Consider the following 14,872-nt stretch of genomic DNA (forward strand, 5'->3'; position numbering starts at 1 on the left):
ACGCGGGGGATTGGGCGGCCGAGGGGTCGGTTCGTTCAGTAGTAGAAGGCGTTCAAGGCGGCTTCGAGGCTCGTTTTCTCCGGAATTGGCTGGGTGTCTGTAGATTCTGGCCGCGACAATTTCTCTGCATCCGACATAATAGACCCGTCTAACACCACGCCCTTATAGATAAGCCGTTAATACGCTGTCAGAAACGCCAATTACAATATCACAAATAGGTGAAATATATTTTCGAGAATGTATTTTCGAACAGGATTTCGAGCGTCGGCGCGTTCGTAAGCGCCGGATTGTCCGCCGTGACGACTTCGGGGACCGAGAAGGCTACGGGGCGATTCGGAACCACGCGATAGTGTCAATCCGGATGCGCCAATCCGTCCAAGAGATAAATATAGTTATCTTTCACAACTATTTGTATGGCTATAAGACTTCTATCTATTTTCTTAAAAATTATGTTCCTATTTTTCCGGCGTCACGGCTTCGGCGCTCCGATTTCGGTCGTCGGACTCGGAACATCCGGACAGAGTTGCTTCGCTCACCGACGCGGCCGAGCCGTCTGTCTATTCGTTCGGCGTTGGGGGTTCGGAAGCCGGTTTCGTGTCCGGCGTCCACTCGAATCCGCGAGGGTCCGACGGCGGGGAGAGGGGACTCCCCGGCAGGTCCGTGGCGAGTCCCGGGTCGTTGTACGCCCGCGGAGCGGTGTCGTTCGGCGCGTCGGGGTAGAACAAGGACGCGAGCGCCTGAATGTGCTGACGGCCCACGTCGAGTTCGAACTGGCCGCCGCCGTACATCCGGATGTCCCGTTCCCGACAGTACTCCACCGTGTCGAGGAGCGACTCAACCGTGCCGAAGCGCGAGGGCTTGACGTTGAGATACTCCGGTTCGAAAGGGAGGGCTTCGACGCTCTCGACGCCGGTAATCGGATGGTCCCACGTCACGCGGCCCTCGATGCCGTCGAACGTCGGACGGGTCTCGTCTGTCAACGCGGGGTCTTCGAGCAGTGCGTCGGGGAACGCCTCGGCGACTTGCTCGTAGACCTCGGGAAGCGGAGGTTGGGCCACCGGTACTTTCTCGTACTGGCCTTTGAAGTCGAGGATGCGTACGGCGTCGGTAGCGGCGAGTTCGTCCATCAGTTCGGGAGTCCACTCGGGGTTCGGGTCGAGTTTGAACTCCAAGTCCGGGTCGTCGTCGAGCAACCCGCGCACGCGGTCCGTACTCGGTGGGTCGCCGAGACCGGTGCTGACGACGAATCGCAGGGGGTCGTACTCCTCGTCGAGGGCCTCGGCGAGCGTCAGGTCCGATTGCTTGAGCGCGAGGTCCAGCGCGGCACTCTCGAACGCCCATCGCCGGAAGCGGTAGTCCGAGTCGCGCGGCGGCGTGCGGTCGGGAAATAAGTCGGTCTCGTCTAACAGCGCCGAGAACTCGTCGAAGGTGTACTCGCCCGCGAACGGGAACTCGACCGTCGTCTCGCGTAACGCGCGGTGGTCCTCCTCGGTGTAGATAACGTCTTCGCCGCGGCCGGTCTCTCCGTCGCCGTGGAGCGAGACGGTGGTGGTCACTCGAGGAAATCCGGTGTCTTGGTGGTTGCGCGCGAACTCGTAGCCCTCGATGTCGAGCGAGAGGTCGGCGATTCGGTCGTAGAGCGTCATGGACCAGAAGGCACGTCGCCGAACCATATCTTTTTTGCACTAAAATTCTCTGCCGGAGCAAATCGCACTGACGGCGACTGTCGGGGACAGTCAGCGGGACTCGACGCGAGACTGCGATTGTTATTTGTATTGTCAAAAAACGATGCTCTTATATATTATTTTCAAATACGAAGTTAATAAATGAACGTCTGTGAGAGATTCGATAGAGTTGCGGAAAACAACGACGACATCGCTATCGAAAATCCCACCGGCGAGGACAAGTCCTACCGACGACTCCGCCGGGAGTCCGGATACGTCGCCGCGTTGTTGAGAGACGAGGGCGTCGAGGCGACCGACCGAATCGCTCTCCACCTCCCGAACGACCCGGCTTACCTGTCGGTCGTGCTGGGGATTTGGCGAGTCGGCGCTATCGCCGTTCCGATTGACGGCCGATGGGACGCCGACGTGACCGACCACGTGGTCGCGGACTTGGAGCCGGAGATGGCGATTACCACCGACGAGTACGCCGAGAAACTCCGAGTGCAGACGAGCGACGACACCTTGACGGACGTTCCCCTCGAACAGATCTGCATCGGTGCGGACGGGGACCTCGGACTGTCCACCGTCGAACGGCCCTCTTTCGAAATCGAGAAGCAACTCGACGAGGACATCGCAAAAGTGGTGTACACCTCGGGGACGACCGGCGTCCCGAAGGGCGTCATCCACACCCACAGAAACGTCACCGCTTCGACCCAGATGTCCATCGACGTGTTCGACATCACGGCGTCGGACGGCTATCTCGCGGCGGTGTCGCTCGCGCGAAGCCCCGGAATCTACGGGTCGGCCCTCCCGGTCCTCTGCACTGGCGGGTCGGTCGTCGTCCAGTCCGACTGGGACGCCGAGCAGTGGGCGCGACTGGTCGAGGAGTACGAACCCCGCCTGTCGCTGTTGAAACCCGAACAGGTCCGTGAGGCAATCGACGACGAACGCGCCGCGGAGTACGACACCTCTTCGATGGAGACCTGTCTCGTCACGACGGGTCTGCTCCGCGCCCAGTCCACGTTCAACGACTTTCGGGACATCTACGGCATCGAGAACGTCATCAACTACTACGGCCAGACCGAATCGCTCGCGGTGAGTATGGCGCGACTCTCCGAGGACTCGCGGCCCAACTGCATCGGGGAACCGGTCAGCGTCGTGGAGACGAAACTCGTGGACCTCGATAGCCGCCGAGAACTACCGCCCGGCAACGAGGGCGAACTGCTCCTGCGCGGTGACGTGGTGACGCCGGGGTACTGGAACCGGAACAACGAGGCGTCGGAGTTGTTCACCGACGGATGGCTTCGCACCGAAGACGTGATTTATCAGGACGAGGACGGGTGTCTCTACTTCCGGAACCGTCTCGACAACCGCCGAGACGACTGATTTCGTCCCGTCACGTTCGCTCCACCCCGTCCGCTCCACCCCGTCCGCTCCACCTCGTCCGTTCGTCCCCCTCGACGCGTCACACGTTCTAAACATTCTACACCGTCCGGAAGTTGCACACATTTCAAACAGTGCGGAATTTCTCCGCGCGGTCGCCCGTCGGAAGCATTATACACTCGTGTGTAGACTGTTTACAATGTGTAGCGTGTCCGAGCGGGTCGCCCTTCGACCGGCATTCGGGTGTCCGACTCGGGCGCGCGAGGGAGTTACGCGAGTCGGACCGCGGTCCCGTAAGCGATGACTTCCGAGCCACCGTTTGCGATTTCCGAACTCTCCAGTCTGACGTTGACCACGGCGTCGGCACCCATCGCTTGGGCCTCCTCCTCCATGCGCGAGAGGGCCTCGTCGCGGGCCTTCGTCAGGAGTTCGGAGTAGGCCTTGAGTTCGCCGCCGACGATGTTGCGGAGTCCCTGTGTGATGTCTCGGCCGACGTTTCGCGCTTCGACGGTGTTTCCGCGCGCGATGCCGAGACTCGCTTCGATTTCTTCGCCCGGAATCGTTTCGGTCGTAACGGTTTCCATACCGGGACATGTCGCCACGCCGATTTAAACCCCGACGCCGGACTTCAGTCTGTGAAGACGGCGACTCGCCGCGCGGTTCCGTCGCCTGCCGGTTGCTGAACCCTTTTCCGACCGTCACCCGTAGCGATAGGCGTCTATGACGAATTTGGACGCACTCGACCTCGATTTCGTCCGACTCGGTGGGACCGGCGTACAGACGAGCGAACTCCAGTTCGGGACGTGGCGATTCGGGAAGGAGACCGAAGAAGGGAACGTCGAAATCGGCGAGGAACGCGCCCACGAGTTGCTCGACGCCTACGAGTCCGCTGGCGGGCGGTACATCGACACCGCCGACGTGTACGGCGGCGGCGAGTCCGAAGAGTGGATTGGCGACTGGTTGGCCGACCGGGACCGAGAACGGTTCACCATCGCCTCGAAGATTTACTGGCAGATTCGTGACGGCGACCCGAACAGTCGGGGCACCAACCGCAAGAACCTCCGACACCGCGCCGAGAAGATTCTCGACCGACTCGGCACCGACTACGTGGACGTACTCTACATCCACCGCTGGGACGACCAGACGCCCACCCGCGAGATGATGAAGACGCTCAACGCCCTCGTCGAGGAGGGCAAGGTCCACTACCTCGGGGCCTCGACGCTCCGACCGAACGCGTGGAAGGTGGCCAAGGCCAACGAAATCGCCCGCGCCGAGGGCTGGGAGCCGTTTACCGTCCTCCAACCCCGGTACAACCTCGTGGACCGCGAAATCGAGGGGGACTATCTGGAGATGGCCCGCGCCGAGAACCTCGCGGTCTGTCCGTGGAGTCCGCTCGGACAGGGCTTCCTCACCGGGAAGTACTCGCGCGAGGACGGACTCACCGGCGAGTCCCGCGCCGCCGAGTCGAGTCGCTTCGTGGATTCGTACCTGACCGAGGAGAACTTCGACCTCCACGACGAACTCGACGCGGTGGCCGACGAAGTTGACGCCACGCCCGCCCAGACCGCGCTCGCGTGGCTGATGCACCGCGACGGCGTGACCGCGCCCATCGTCGGCGCTCGCACCGTGGACCAACTCGAAGAGAACCTCGCGGCGGCCGAAATCGACCTCTCTGACGAGCAGGCCGCCCGTCTCACCGAGGCCAAGAGCGGCCCCTACCCCGGACTCTGAGGCGTCTCGGCGGGAAACGACCGCTTTTGCTCGACTGCTAATACGACTTCGAGCGGCGAGTCGCTCGAAGCACTCTTTTTCGTTCTCTTAGAAAGAAAACGGATTTAGTGACAAATAAATAGATTGCTAAAGAAAACGTATAGGTTTCTCAGACCCGACCGAAACGCTCTCGTTTCGTCCGACAGTCGAACGGTGTCCACCCCTCCCGCCCCCGTAGTCGGGATTACTCCGTCCGGGCTACCCCCGTCGTAGCGACACGCTGTCACTACTTCCGACCGAGTGGGTCATCCACGGTCCCTGCGTCTCGTTCGGATTTCGATACCCGAGGGCAAGCGCGAGAGCGTTCTCGTGGCCCTCTACGGGGGGAAATCGCCGGATGTCACCTCAGGACTGTCGCCTCACGCCCGACGCGAGGTAGCTAAAAAAGCGTTACTCGGAGACGGTGACGACGAACTTGTGGTCCTCGGCGTCGGCCCGATTGCCGCAGAACGGACACCAGTCGTAGTGGTGCAGTCCGTCCTCGACGTTGAATCCGTCGGTTCGGTCACAGGAGATACGGGTTCGGACGGCGGGTGGGGGAGTTTGGCGTCTCATCTTCTCGGTTTGCGTTAGCAAGTAACGCAGTACGTTCCACGGATTTAAGCGTAGCGAGTTGACTCGGCGCGACGGGCGTCGGTTATCCCACGACCCGGCGGGCGAAATCGCGGCTTACGGTCCGGTAGACCGGGTTTCGCGGCGACTCTCCCCCGGGAGCGACCCGCTTCCGTCGTGAACAGCCAACGGTCGGTAATCGGCGATACCGCGGAGATGGCCGTCGTTTTCGACCTGAACGCTTGCCACCGTATAAACCGACCGGTGGCGAAGGCCCGTCGGGGGACAAACACAGTGAGCGAACTCGTCGTCCTTTCGTTCGACGGCAAAGATAGCGCGTTCGAGGCCCGAGACAGGCTAATCGAGTTACAGAAAGAGCAACTGGTCACACTGAAAGACGCCGCCGTCGTCGTCCGAAACGAGGACGGCGGCGTCGATGTCAAGCAGGCCCAGAGTCTCGTCGGCGCAGGTGCGCTCGGCGGCGCGTTCTGGGGGATGCTCGTCGGACTGCTGTTCTGGATGCCGTGGCTCGGGTTAGCAATTGGCACGATTACCGGCGCGATTTCCGGCAAGTACGCCGACTACGGCATCGACGACAACTTCATCAGGGAAGTCGGCGACACCATCGAACCCGGCGACTCCGCGCTGTTCCTGTTGGTCGAGGATGTCGTCGCCGACCGGGTTATCGAAGAGATGAAGCAGTTCGACCCGGAAGTCGTTCGGACCAACCTCTCGGGCGACGAGGAACGGAACCTTCGGGACGCCTTCGCCGCCGAGGAAATCGAAGCCTGAACTCCGCGGTTCCGTTTTCGCGGGGTGTCTCCGACCCGGCGGCGGACCGCACCCGCTCGGACCCGGAAACGTCGCGTTTCCGGGACTCTCTCGGTTGCTCGACAGTTGGACGGTAGTAATCGTTTTTCGGAGTCCCGACCTATCGGATACCGAGAGGGCCGTCGGTCCGATTCGTGGCCGGTCGCCGGTCGGCGACCGGCCCGTGACCGGCCTCTCGGGGGGAACGCCAACATGAGTCAACAACTACCCGAAGAATGGTTTATCAAGGACACTCGAATCAACGCGGCAATCGCGTGGCTACTCGTCGGCGTCCTCGTCGCCGTGGCGATAACCGCCTTCCTCGACGTGTTGCTGGTCCGGATGGCGCTGGCGGCCGTCGCCGCGTTCGTCGCAATCGCGCCAGCGTTGGTCAGTCGGTCGTGGACCCGCACGGTGCCGTGGCCGCTTCTGTTGGTGTGTTCGATACCCCTCGCGGCCGGGGCCGTCGGACTCAGTTTCTTCGCCGACTTCGTGACCGGTCTCAGCATCGCCGCGCTCGGAATGCTCGTCGTGGTCGCGCTCCAGTTGACGAGTTCGGTCCGGATGACGCCGAACTTCGCGGTGTTTTTCGTCGTCCTCGCAACGATGGCGACGGCGGGGTTCTGGGCGGTGGGGTCGGCGGCGTCGGCCCGGTATCTCGGCACCGCGTTCGTGGAGACCAACGACGACCTGATGATTATCTTCACCGCCGCGACCCTCGCGGGGTTCGTCGCTGGCGGTCTCTTCCGAGTGTACTTCCGGCGGCGTCTCAGGGCGAACGTAGACCAAGTCGGCGGCGAGGGAGTGACGGTCCCGTGAGCATCCGGAACCGACTGCACGTCTCCGACCGCGTGCAGGCGAGTCTCGTCAGAGTCCTCCAAGCCGTGATGGTCGCCATCTTCGCCGTCGGGTTGTACATCGGCAACCCCGGCATCGCGGTCAACGCCGCGGTCGGACTCCTCGTCACGTTCCTCCCGGCGGTCCTCGAACGGCGGTACCACATCACGATGGACGTGGCGCTCGTCCTCTGGATAACGATAGCGATGTTCCTCCACGCACTCGGGACGGTTCCGCTCCCCGGTATCGGCTTTCTGACGCCGTACAAAGCGCTGTGGTGGTGGGACCACATGACCCACGCCCTGTCGTCGTCGCTGGTCGTCGGGTCCGCCTACGCGGTGACGCGGGCGTTGCAGGAACACACCGAGTACATCAACATGGGACCGAAGTTCACCTTCGCGTACCTGCTCGTGTTCGTGATGGCGTTCGGCGTGTTCTGGGAACTCGTCGAGTTCTACATCGCCGTGACCGCCGAGTTGGTCGGCATCCCGAAGGTCCTCACCCAGTACGGTCTCGAAGACACGGTTCTCGACCTCTTCTACAACACGATGGGCGGTCTGTTGGTCGCCGTCTTCGGGACGGCCCACCTCTCGGGCATCTCCGACGAACTGCTCGCTCGCTTCCAGTCGGAGTCCGCGAACCGGTGACTCACGCCCCCTGCCCTCGCTCGCCGGTGGGCGTGCCGCCGCGGGCGGCGCGTCTGCTCTTCATGCCGACCATGACCAGCGTGATGCCGGTGACGAGCAGGTTCACGCCGAACAGGAGACCGACGGCCCACGCCGCAGTCGACGGGAATCCGGCGAAGAGCAGGACCGCAACGGCCAGCGACAGGACGCCGCTTGCCAGAAGCCACACCCACCCGTCGTTGTCCCGGCCCGCAATCGCCCAGACGATTTCGACCACGCCATCCACGAGGAAGAACGCGATGACGAGGAGCGTCAACGTCGCTAGCCCGACGACCGGGTTCGCCATGAACGTGATTCCGGCGAACCCGTAGAGGACGCCGAGGACGACTTGCCAGACGGCCCCCCAGAAACTCCCGGCCGAGAACGCGTGGGCGACGTGGACGATGGCACCCACCACCAGAAGCGCGCCGAGGATGACCGCGAGCGAGAGTCCGGTGAGCAGCGGCGAGAAGACGGCGACGACGCCGAGCGCCGAGATAATCGCTCCCGCGACGATGCTTCCGCGGATTGGTGTCGATTCCGTCTCGAAGGTCGTGGTTTCACTCATGGTTATTCGTTCTGCGAGTTCGACGCCCGAAGCCAAAAAGCGGTCAAATCGTTCAGAAGGTCGTGACGCTCCGTGCGGCGTCCACCGGGGCGTAACGTCGAGTAATTGGGGATGAAAACGGCGGCGTGTCACAGTTCCGAGAGACCGGGGACTGTCGGGCGTCGGGTCCGAGCGCCGCGGCGTCCCTCGACGCCGGACCCACTGACACGCCGACTGGGACGACGACGAACGGGACGACGCGCCCGGCCGGTCTTCCCGCCGGAGTCCCGACTGCGGTTACCCGCCGTCAACTGTCGCTGACAGAGCTTGTCATCCAAACGCGACGTGTCGCCGCGGATTAAACTGAGGAGGGCAGTTAACTACTCCGGAGGCGTCGGACCGGTACGGAACGAGTCTCGTAATGTATTCGAACGCGCGAGAGGGGTGACTGCCAGTGAGTCCGACGCCGAAAAGCACGCCGGGCGAATCGACCGCACGGACCGAACAGATGGAGGAGACGAGTCTACCCGACTGGGCGACGCTCGCCTCCGGAGAGCGCGTCGTCTGGGTCGGTCAGCCGAGTCCGTACATCGTCAAGAAGTGGCTCGCTATCTGGGCGGCCGTCGTCGTCGCGGGACTCGTGAGTTTCGCCGTCCTCCCGTCGCGGTTTCGACTGATAACGCGCTTGGTCTTGCTCGCAAGCGTCCCCGTCGGCGCGTGGGCGTACCTCCGGTACCGCACCGTTCGATACGTCCTCACGACCGAGAAACTCTACAAGAAGACGGGCGTGACCAGACGGACTCTCGAAACGATTCGGTTGGACCGGATTCAGAACGTCGCCGTGAGCCAATCGTTCGGCCAGCGAGTCGTCTCGTGTGGAAACGTCGAGATTTCCACCGCGGGGACCGGAACCGAATCGCTCGTCCTCCTGAGCGTCCCGGACCCCCAACGCGTGAGCGGCCTGCTGGTGAACCGGTCGGAGTTCGGTCGCTCGTCCGACGCAACCGATACCACGACCGAAGGCGAACGCTGAGTCACGACCCGTATCCGTGTCGCCTCAGCGAGGCGTCAGTCCGACGCCCTCGGCCAGTAGTTTGTGGGACCGAAGCGCGTCGTCGTGGTCGGCGACGACGTGTTGAATCATCACCTCGTCCACCCCCACGCGGTCCGCGAGTTGGTCCAACACGTCGGCGAGCGTTTCGGGGCTTCCGGACACCGCCCGCGGCCACTCGTCGGCGTCGAGCGTCGCCGGTGTCGGTTCGGGGACGCCGCCGAGTTCGTCGATTGCTTCCTCGACCGACGGCGTAGTTCCGGCTTCGCCGCGCTTCAGGCGCTCGAACGACGCTTCGGCCACCGCCCGGAGTCGCGCCGCTCGCCCGTCGGTGTCCGCGCTGACCGCGTTCACGGCGACCATCCCCTCCGGTTCCTCGGCGCTCCCGGCCAACCGCGAGGGTCGGAAGTGGTCGCGGTACTCCTCGAACGCGCGTTCGGCGAACTGCGGGCGGATGAACGCCGCGAAACAGTACCGGAGTCCGAGTTCGCCCGCGATGGCCGCGCTCGACGGACTCGACCCGAGGACCCACGGCACGGGCGGGTCTTCGGCCGAACGCGGGAGTTCGAGGTCGGCGTAGGGGTGTTCGTCGGGGTAGTCGTCGTAGAGGTGGTTGACGACCGCCTCGATTTTCTCGGCGTGGTCCTCGTCGGGATTCTCGACGCGCCGGGAGGTTTCGAGGGCGCGGTCGGCGGCTGGCGACCCGTTCGCGCGGCCGAGACCCGCGTCGATGCGTCCGGGTGCCAGCGCGTCCAGCGCGCCGAACTGCTCGGCGACCTTGAACGGACTGTAGTGGTTGAGCAACACCGCGCCGGAGCCGAGTCGAATCGAGTCGGTTTCGGCGGCGAGATGCCCGAGCAGGACTTCGGGGGTCGTCCCGGCGAGTCGGTCGGCCATCCCGTGGTGTTCGGCCACCCAGAAGCGCGAGTAGCCGAGTCGCTCGGCCCGTCTCGCGGCTTCGACGGTGTTCGCGTAGGCGTCGGTCGCGGTGCCATCGTCGGGTACCGGGGAGAGGTCTACGACGGAGAGGTCCATGTCCACGTTCGGGGTCTGGGAAGGATAACGGTTGGGCTACCAGCCGTTTTCGGTCGGACGCCGTAGACGGCCCGTGGGAGAACGGACAACGCTTTCAGACGCGCCCGTCACGTTAGGGTATGCGCTGGTGGAAACGGGGCGCTGTCCTCGGGGTCGTGGTTCTGGTCGTCGCGCTCGGCGGCGTCACCGTCTACTTCGCCGTTCCCCACCACGGAACCCCGTCGTCGGTCCAGTCGGTCAAGGACGACCCGCGGGTGTCGGTGGCGACCACCGACGGCGTACACGTCCTCTCGCCGACGAACGCGACTTCGACGGTCGGACTCGTCTTCTATCCGGGGGCGCGCGTCTCCCCGGACGCCTACTACCGGTCGCTCGCGCCGGTCGTGACGCGGGCGAACGTCACGGTGTTCGTCCCGAAGATGCCGCTCAACGTCGCGCTCCTCGACGCGGACGCCGCCGCGGAAAGCCGGACTCGCAACCCCGGTATCCGGACGTGGTTCGTCGGCGGCCACTCGCTGGGCGGAGTGGCGGCCTGCCGATACGCCGACGGCCACGACGTTCGGGGTCTCGTCCTGTTCGCGTCCTACTGCGACGCGAACGTGAGCGACCGGTCGCTGGCGGTTCTCAGCGTCACCGGAAGCGCCGACACCGTTCTGGACCGTGGCAACTATCGAGCGGGTCGGACCCGCCTCCCGCCGACCGCCGACTTCCGCGAGATTCGGGGCGTGAACCACACGCAGTTCGGGTCGTATCGAGGCCAGCGCGGGGACTCGCCCGCACCGCTCTCGTACGACGAGGCCCACCGCCGACTCGCCGACCGCCTCGTGCCGTGGCTTGCGAACCAGTCGGCGACGACTGGCCCGACTCCCGGAACGGGGACCGCATCGTCGGCCGACCTCGGAACCAGAGTTATGCGGATAGAGCGCGTGGGACGAGAACATGGCTCATCAACCGGAGCATCCGAGGCTGTACGTCTGTAACGCGTGTCAGACGGTCCACGCTGGCACCGTGGTCGAACACACCGATTCGGGCCATCACTACGAAGCGCCCGATGGCTGTGGGGCGTGCAGAGAAAGCGAGTTCACTCCCATCGAGGACTGGCCCCACCGCCACGACTGAGGGGTCTCGCCGTCACGATTGGGGAGTCTCGCCGCCGTCAAGAACGTACCCGTCTGACCGAACTAACGGTATGGAGACGGCCGTCCTCGTCGTCGGTGGCGGTGCGACCCGTGCCGGAATCGCGCGGGACCGTCGGCGGGCGAATCGAACCGGAGTGCGTCGTCAACGCCGCCGGAGCGTGGGCCGAGCGAGTCGCGGCGATGGCGGACGTGAGCGTCGAGATGCGACCCACGCGCGGCGTGATGATTTCCGTGGAGTACGACCGCCTCGGCCCGGTCTTGAACCGCTGTCGCGCACCCGACGACGGCGACATCGTGGTTCCCCACGACCCGGAGGCCGTCCTCGGAACCACCGGCGTCGGCGTCGAAGACCCCGACGAGTTCTCGACCGAAGAGTGGGAAGTCTCGGAGACGGTTCGCCCCCGAGACAAGTCGTGAGCCTTATTATCCGAGAGTGTAGAATTCGGAGGGGTTATGAACGATTTACGCACCGGACTGAGCTATGGCGACGTACTCCTCGTCCCGAAGCGGTCGCCGGTCGATAGCCGAAGTAACGTCGAACTCTCGGCGAACCTCACGCCGGGCATCGAGCTAGAGACGCCGCTGGTCTCGGCCGCCATGGACACCGTTACCGAGGCCGAACTCGCGGCCGAACTCTCTCGGGCAGGTGGCATCGGCGTCGTCCACCGGTTCCTGTCGCCCGAAGCGCAAGCCGAAGAGGTCACACGAGTCAAAGCCGACGGCGAGCGCGTCGGCGCGGCGGTGGGTATCAACGAGGATTACGTCGAGCGCAGTGCGCTGTTGGTCGAGGCGGGCGTGGACGCGCTCGTCGTCGATGTGGCACACGGTCACATGGAACGGACGCTGGACGCCGCCGAGACCCTCGCCGACGAGTTCCCCGACGTAGGACTGGTCGCCGGTAACGTGGCGACGCCCGAGGGCGTGGCGGACCTCGCGGCCGCGGGTGCCGATTGCGTCAAGGTCGGAATCGGTCCCGGTTCCCACTGCACCACGCGGAAGGTCGCCGGGGCTGGCGTCCCGCAACTGACCGCCGTGGACGACTGCGCGGACGCCGCCGAGAAACACGGCATCACAATCTGTGCGGACGGCGGCATCCGCACCTCCGGCGACGCGGTGAAGGCGCTGATGGCCGGGGCCGACACGGTGATGCTCGGCAGTCTCTTCTCGGGCACCGACGAAGCGCCCGGCGAGATGGTCGAAGTCGGCGGGACGCGGTACAAGCGCTCGCGCGGGATGGCGACCACCGCCGCGGCCGACGAGCGCGACGACAAGGAGAACAACGTCCGCGCCGACGAGGGCGTCGAGGCGCTGACGCCGTACAAGGGACCGGTCGCGGGCGTCGTAGAGGAGTTCTGCGCTGGCATCCAGTCCGGACTCTCCTACTGCGGCGGACACACGATTCCCGCGGCGCGCGAGAGGGCCGAGTTCATCCGCGTCGCCCCGAGTGCGAAAGAACGCGAGGGCTACCACACCGACCACGACTGGGAGGGTGTCAGCGTGGACAGCGAGGCGAAAGACGCCGACGAGTCGCACGTCGGAACGGACGAAATCGGCGGTGCCGCCGCCGAGAGCGACGACTGACCGCGACGACACCCCCGCTCGCCCGTCCCCTCACTCGACAGTAGCAATATATAGATTGCTAAAGAAAATAAAAATGCGTCTGAAAGACAGTTCTATGTTTCTTCGAGCGAGGTCGTGACGCGTCCGGACGGGGCGTGCGCGTTTCGTACCCGCATCGTATGGGAAAGTCTAAAGCCGAGTTGAGCCAAATCTTTTGGCGGGATTTAGATGGCTGGATACGACCGGAGTCGAGACCACGTACGGACACCGACCGACGCGACCGACGGGAGCGTCGAATGACGGACGTACTCGTTCACGACGCCCTCGTCGTGACCGTAGACGACCACGACAACGTCTACGAGTCCGGAACGGTCGTCGTCGAAGACGACCGGATTACCGAGGTGCGGCCCACGATTCCCGACGACCGTACTGCCGACGCCGAAGTAGTCATCGACGGGTCCGACAAACTCGTCATGCCGGGGTTGGTCAACGCCCACGCGCATCTCGAATCGAGCGCACTGCGCGGTGCCTACAGTGACCTGAGCTACGGCGAATTACTGGTGGACATGACCGTCATCTGCCAGCAACTGGCGAAGGGGGAACTCGATTACCTCGCGGAGGCCGGAGTGCGGTTGGCGGCGTTGAACTTCATCCGGAACGGGATTACGTCGGTGTGTACGATGGACATCCGGTCCGAACTCGGCGTTCCGATACTGGGCGAGTCCGGCCTTCGGGCGCTGACCGGGCCGCTCATCTCGGACCTGTTCTGGGACGAACCCGTCGAGAGTCAGTTACGCAGGGCCGAGAAGTTCATCGACGACCACCACGAGACGTACGACGGACGGATTCACGCCACGCTCTGTCCCCACGACGACATGACGCTGACGCGGGGGATGTGGGAGTCGGTGGCCGACACCGCCGAGGAGTACGATGTCGTGGTCCACACCCACCTGCTCGAAGACAGCGTGTCGGACCTCAACGCGCGGGCCAACAAGGGAGAAGACTCCATCGGTCTGTTGGACGACGTTGGTCTCCTGAACGACCGGTTGCTGGCCGCTCACTTCCGGGCCGCCGACGAGGAGGACGCCCGGCGAATCGCCGAGGCGGACGCGAACGTCGCTCACTGCCCGTCGGTCTTCGCCTACTGGTCGCCCGACGAGACGTGCGAGTGGATGCCGCTCCCGTCGCTTCGGGACTTCGACGCGACGGTGGGTCTCGGACTGGACGACCACTACTACCACGACAACAACGACATGTTCGGGGAGGCCCGCCAGACCAGACTGATGGCGAACCACGAGTGGACCGCCAACCAGATTACGTCGCTAGAACTCGTCCGGATGCTGACCGCCGAGGGTGCGCGGGCCCTCTCGCTCGACGACCAGACCGGGTCGCTCGAACCGGGGAAGAAAGCCGACCTGACGGTTGTGGACATCGACGACCCGAACTTCAAACCGCTCACCAACATCTACTCGCTCGTCAGTAACGCGGTGACGGGCCGGGACGTAGAGACGGTCATCGTGGACGGAAACCTCCTCATGCACGACAACGACATCGAGACGATGGACGAGGAGGCGGTCTTCCGCGAGGTGGACGAGGCGCTCGAACGCTACACCGACGAGACCGACTGGGAGATAACGCTGACCGGGAGCAAGCGACCGGGAACCATCTCGAACGTCCGGGACCTGCCCAAACGAGGACCGGCGCACCTCGTGGGTCGGCTAGCCTACCAGAGTATCAAAGACCACTTGCCGCTGTAACGGCGCGACGACACCGGTACCCTCTTTTGCTTCGGTAGTCGGTCGCCGAGACTCGCTCGATGAAAGCAGTTAAACTTAAAAATATTATCTCGTATGTAAGAT

General features: G+C 64.0%; 15 protein-coding genes and 1 pseudogene. 11 read left to right on the forward strand and 5 right to left on the reverse strand.

The window, feature by feature from the left end; genetic code table 11:
• Nucleotides 1-557 precede the first annotated feature (557 nt).
• Complete coding sequence (locus P2T60_RS19860) at nucleotides 558-1,646, reverse strand: enolase-like domain-containing protein (protein ID WP_276282704.1); 1,089 nt, start codon at nucleotides 1,644-1,646, stop codon at nucleotides 558-560.
• 180 nt (nucleotides 1,647-1,826) lie between these two features.
• Between P2T60_RS19860 and P2T60_RS19865 the strand changes: the two genes are divergently transcribed.
• Nucleotides 1,827-3,050 (forward strand): class I adenylate-forming enzyme family protein, encoded by a 1,224-nt coding sequence (locus P2T60_RS19865; protein WP_276282705.1) that lies wholly within the window; start codon nucleotides 1,827-1,829, stop codon nucleotides 3,048-3,050.
• 266 nt (nucleotides 3,051-3,316) lie between these two features.
• Here P2T60_RS19865 and P2T60_RS19870 read toward each other — a convergent pair whose 3' ends face one another.
• The gene (locus P2T60_RS19870; protein ID WP_276282706.1) at nucleotides 3,317-3,631 is read right to left on the reverse strand and encodes a YbjQ family protein; all 315 of its coding nucleotides are present in this window, start codon (nucleotides 3,629-3,631) and stop codon (nucleotides 3,317-3,319) included.
• Nucleotides 3,632-3,767: 136 nt separating this feature from the next.
• Between P2T60_RS19870 and P2T60_RS19875 the strand changes: the two genes are divergently transcribed.
• Complete coding sequence (locus P2T60_RS19875; RefSeq protein ID WP_276282707.1) at nucleotides 3,768-4,778, forward strand: aldo/keto reductase; 1,011 nt, start codon at nucleotides 3,768-3,770, stop codon at nucleotides 4,776-4,778.
• Between the two features lie 429 nt (nucleotides 4,779-5,207).
• Here P2T60_RS19875 and P2T60_RS19880 read toward each other — a convergent pair whose 3' ends face one another.
• Complete coding sequence (locus P2T60_RS19880) at nucleotides 5,208-5,372, reverse strand: hypothetical protein (RefSeq protein WP_276282708.1); 165 nt, start codon at nucleotides 5,370-5,372, stop codon at nucleotides 5,208-5,210.
• Between the two features lie 291 nt (nucleotides 5,373-5,663).
• Between P2T60_RS19880 and P2T60_RS19885 the strand changes: the two genes are divergently transcribed.
• The 3 genes from P2T60_RS19885 (at nucleotide 5,664) to P2T60_RS19895 (ending at nucleotide 7,663) form a co-directional block, all read left to right on the forward strand.
• Entirely contained in the window at nucleotides 5,664-6,161 is a 498-nt protein-coding gene (locus P2T60_RS19885; RefSeq protein ID WP_276282709.1) for a DUF1269 domain-containing protein, read from the forward strand.
• 231 nt (nucleotides 6,162-6,392) lie between these two features.
• Nucleotides 6,393-6,998: a hypothetical protein gene (locus P2T60_RS19890; protein ID WP_276282710.1), complete on the forward strand. Its 606-nt coding sequence runs from the start codon at nucleotides 6,393-6,395 to the stop codon at nucleotides 6,996-6,998.
• The gene (locus P2T60_RS19895; protein WP_276282711.1) at nucleotides 6,995-7,663 is read left to right on the forward strand and encodes a DUF2238 domain-containing protein; all 669 of its coding nucleotides are present in this window, start codon (nucleotides 6,995-6,997) and stop codon (nucleotides 7,661-7,663) included. The genes P2T60_RS19890 and P2T60_RS19895 overlap by 4 nt, the downstream gene beginning before the upstream one ends.
• A 1-nt stretch (nucleotide 7,664) precedes the next feature.
• Here P2T60_RS19895 and P2T60_RS19900 read toward each other — a convergent pair whose 3' ends face one another.
• Nucleotides 7,665-8,249, reverse strand: a complete 585-nt coding sequence (locus P2T60_RS19900) for an HdeD family acid-resistance protein (protein WP_276282712.1) — start codon at nucleotides 8,247-8,249, stop codon at nucleotides 7,665-7,667.
• Between the two features lie 433 nt (nucleotides 8,250-8,682).
• Between P2T60_RS19900 and P2T60_RS19905 the strand changes: the two genes are divergently transcribed.
• Entirely contained in the window at nucleotides 8,683-9,261 is a 579-nt protein-coding gene (locus P2T60_RS19905; protein ID WP_276282713.1) for a PH domain-containing protein, read from the forward strand.
• A 24-nt stretch (nucleotides 9,262-9,285) separates the two neighbouring features.
• Here P2T60_RS19905 and P2T60_RS19910 read toward each other — a convergent pair whose 3' ends face one another.
• Entirely contained in the window at nucleotides 9,286-10,314 is a 1,029-nt protein-coding gene (locus P2T60_RS19910; protein WP_276282714.1) for an LLM class flavin-dependent oxidoreductase, read from the reverse strand.
• Nucleotides 10,315-10,433: 119 nt separating this feature from the next.
• On the opposite strand from P2T60_RS19910, the gene P2T60_RS19915 reads away from it, so the two are divergent.
• The 5 genes and pseudogenes from P2T60_RS19915 (at nucleotide 10,434) to P2T60_RS19935 (ending at nucleotide 14,770) form a co-directional block, all read left to right on the forward strand.
• The gene (locus tag P2T60_RS19915; protein WP_276282715.1) at nucleotides 10,434-11,294 is read left to right on the forward strand and encodes an alpha/beta hydrolase; all 861 of its coding nucleotides are present in this window, start codon (nucleotides 10,434-10,436) and stop codon (nucleotides 11,292-11,294) included.
• Nucleotides 11,254-11,433, forward strand: coding sequence for a hypothetical protein (locus P2T60_RS19920; protein WP_276282716.1), 180 nt, complete (start codon nucleotides 11,254-11,256; stop codon nucleotides 11,431-11,433). The genes P2T60_RS19915 and P2T60_RS19920 overlap by 41 nt, the downstream gene beginning before the upstream one ends.
• A gap of 125 nt (nucleotides 11,434-11,558) precedes the next feature.
• A pseudogene (locus P2T60_RS19925) lies at nucleotides 11,559-11,849 on the forward strand (FAD-dependent oxidoreductase); the annotation flags it as partial.
• A 57-nt stretch (nucleotides 11,850-11,906) separates the two neighbouring features.
• The gene (locus tag P2T60_RS19930) at nucleotides 11,907-13,034 is read left to right on the forward strand and encodes a guanosine monophosphate reductase (protein WP_276282717.1); all 1,128 of its coding nucleotides are present in this window, start codon (nucleotides 11,907-11,909) and stop codon (nucleotides 13,032-13,034) included.
• A 275-nt stretch (nucleotides 13,035-13,309) separates the two neighbouring features.
• Nucleotides 13,310-14,770: an amidohydrolase family protein gene (locus P2T60_RS19935; protein WP_276282718.1), complete on the forward strand. Its 1,461-nt coding sequence runs from the start codon at nucleotides 13,310-13,312 to the stop codon at nucleotides 14,768-14,770.
• The last annotated feature ends 102 nt before the right edge of the window (nucleotides 14,771-14,872 follow it).

Source organism: Halorussus caseinilyticus (genome assembly GCF_029338395.1).
GTDB classification, from domain to species: Archaea; Halobacteriota; Halobacteria; order Halobacteriales; family Haladaptataceae; genus Halorussus; species Halorussus caseinilyticus.

What these genes read in the sequence shown, in the direction of transcription:
- P2T60_RS19860 (WP_276282704.1), bottom strand. Translation starts at nt 1,646, where the DNA reads ATGACGCTCTACGACCGAATCGCCGACCTCTCGCTCGACATCGAGGGC.
- P2T60_RS19865 (WP_276282705.1), top strand. Translation starts at nt 1,827, where the DNA reads ATGAACGTCTGTGAGAGATTCGATAGAGTTGCGGAAAACAACGACGAC.
- P2T60_RS19870 (WP_276282706.1), bottom strand. Translation starts at nt 3,631, where the DNA reads ATGGAAACCGTTACGACCGAAACGATTCCGGGCGAAGAAATCGAAGCG.
- P2T60_RS19875 (WP_276282707.1), top strand. Translation starts at nt 3,768, where the DNA reads ATGACGAATTTGGACGCACTCGACCTCGATTTCGTCCGACTCGGTGGG.
- P2T60_RS19880 (WP_276282708.1), bottom strand. Translation starts at nt 5,372, where the DNA reads ATGAGACGCCAAACTCCCCCACCCGCCGTCCGAACCCGTATCTCCTGT.
- P2T60_RS19890 (WP_276282710.1), top strand. Translation starts at nt 6,393, where the DNA reads ATGAGTCAACAACTACCCGAAGAATGGTTTATCAAGGACACTCGAATC.
- P2T60_RS19900 (WP_276282712.1), bottom strand. Translation starts at nt 8,249, where the DNA reads ATGAGTGAAACCACGACCTTCGAGACGGAATCGACACCAATCCGCGGA.
- P2T60_RS19910 (WP_276282714.1), bottom strand. Translation starts at nt 10,314, where the DNA reads ATGGACCTCTCCGTCGTAGACCTCTCCCCGGTACCCGACGATGGCACC.
- P2T60_RS19915 (WP_276282715.1), top strand. Translation starts at nt 10,434, where the DNA reads ATGCGCTGGTGGAAACGGGGCGCTGTCCTCGGGGTCGTGGTTCTGGTC.
- P2T60_RS19920 (WP_276282716.1), top strand. Translation starts at nt 11,254, where the DNA reads ATGGCTCATCAACCGGAGCATCCGAGGCTGTACGTCTGTAACGCGTGT.
- P2T60_RS19930 (WP_276282717.1), top strand. Translation starts at nt 11,907, where the DNA reads ATGAACGATTTACGCACCGGACTGAGCTATGGCGACGTACTCCTCGTC.
- P2T60_RS19935 (WP_276282718.1), top strand. Translation starts at nt 13,310, where the DNA reads ATGACGGACGTACTCGTTCACGACGCCCTCGTCGTGACCGTAGACGAC.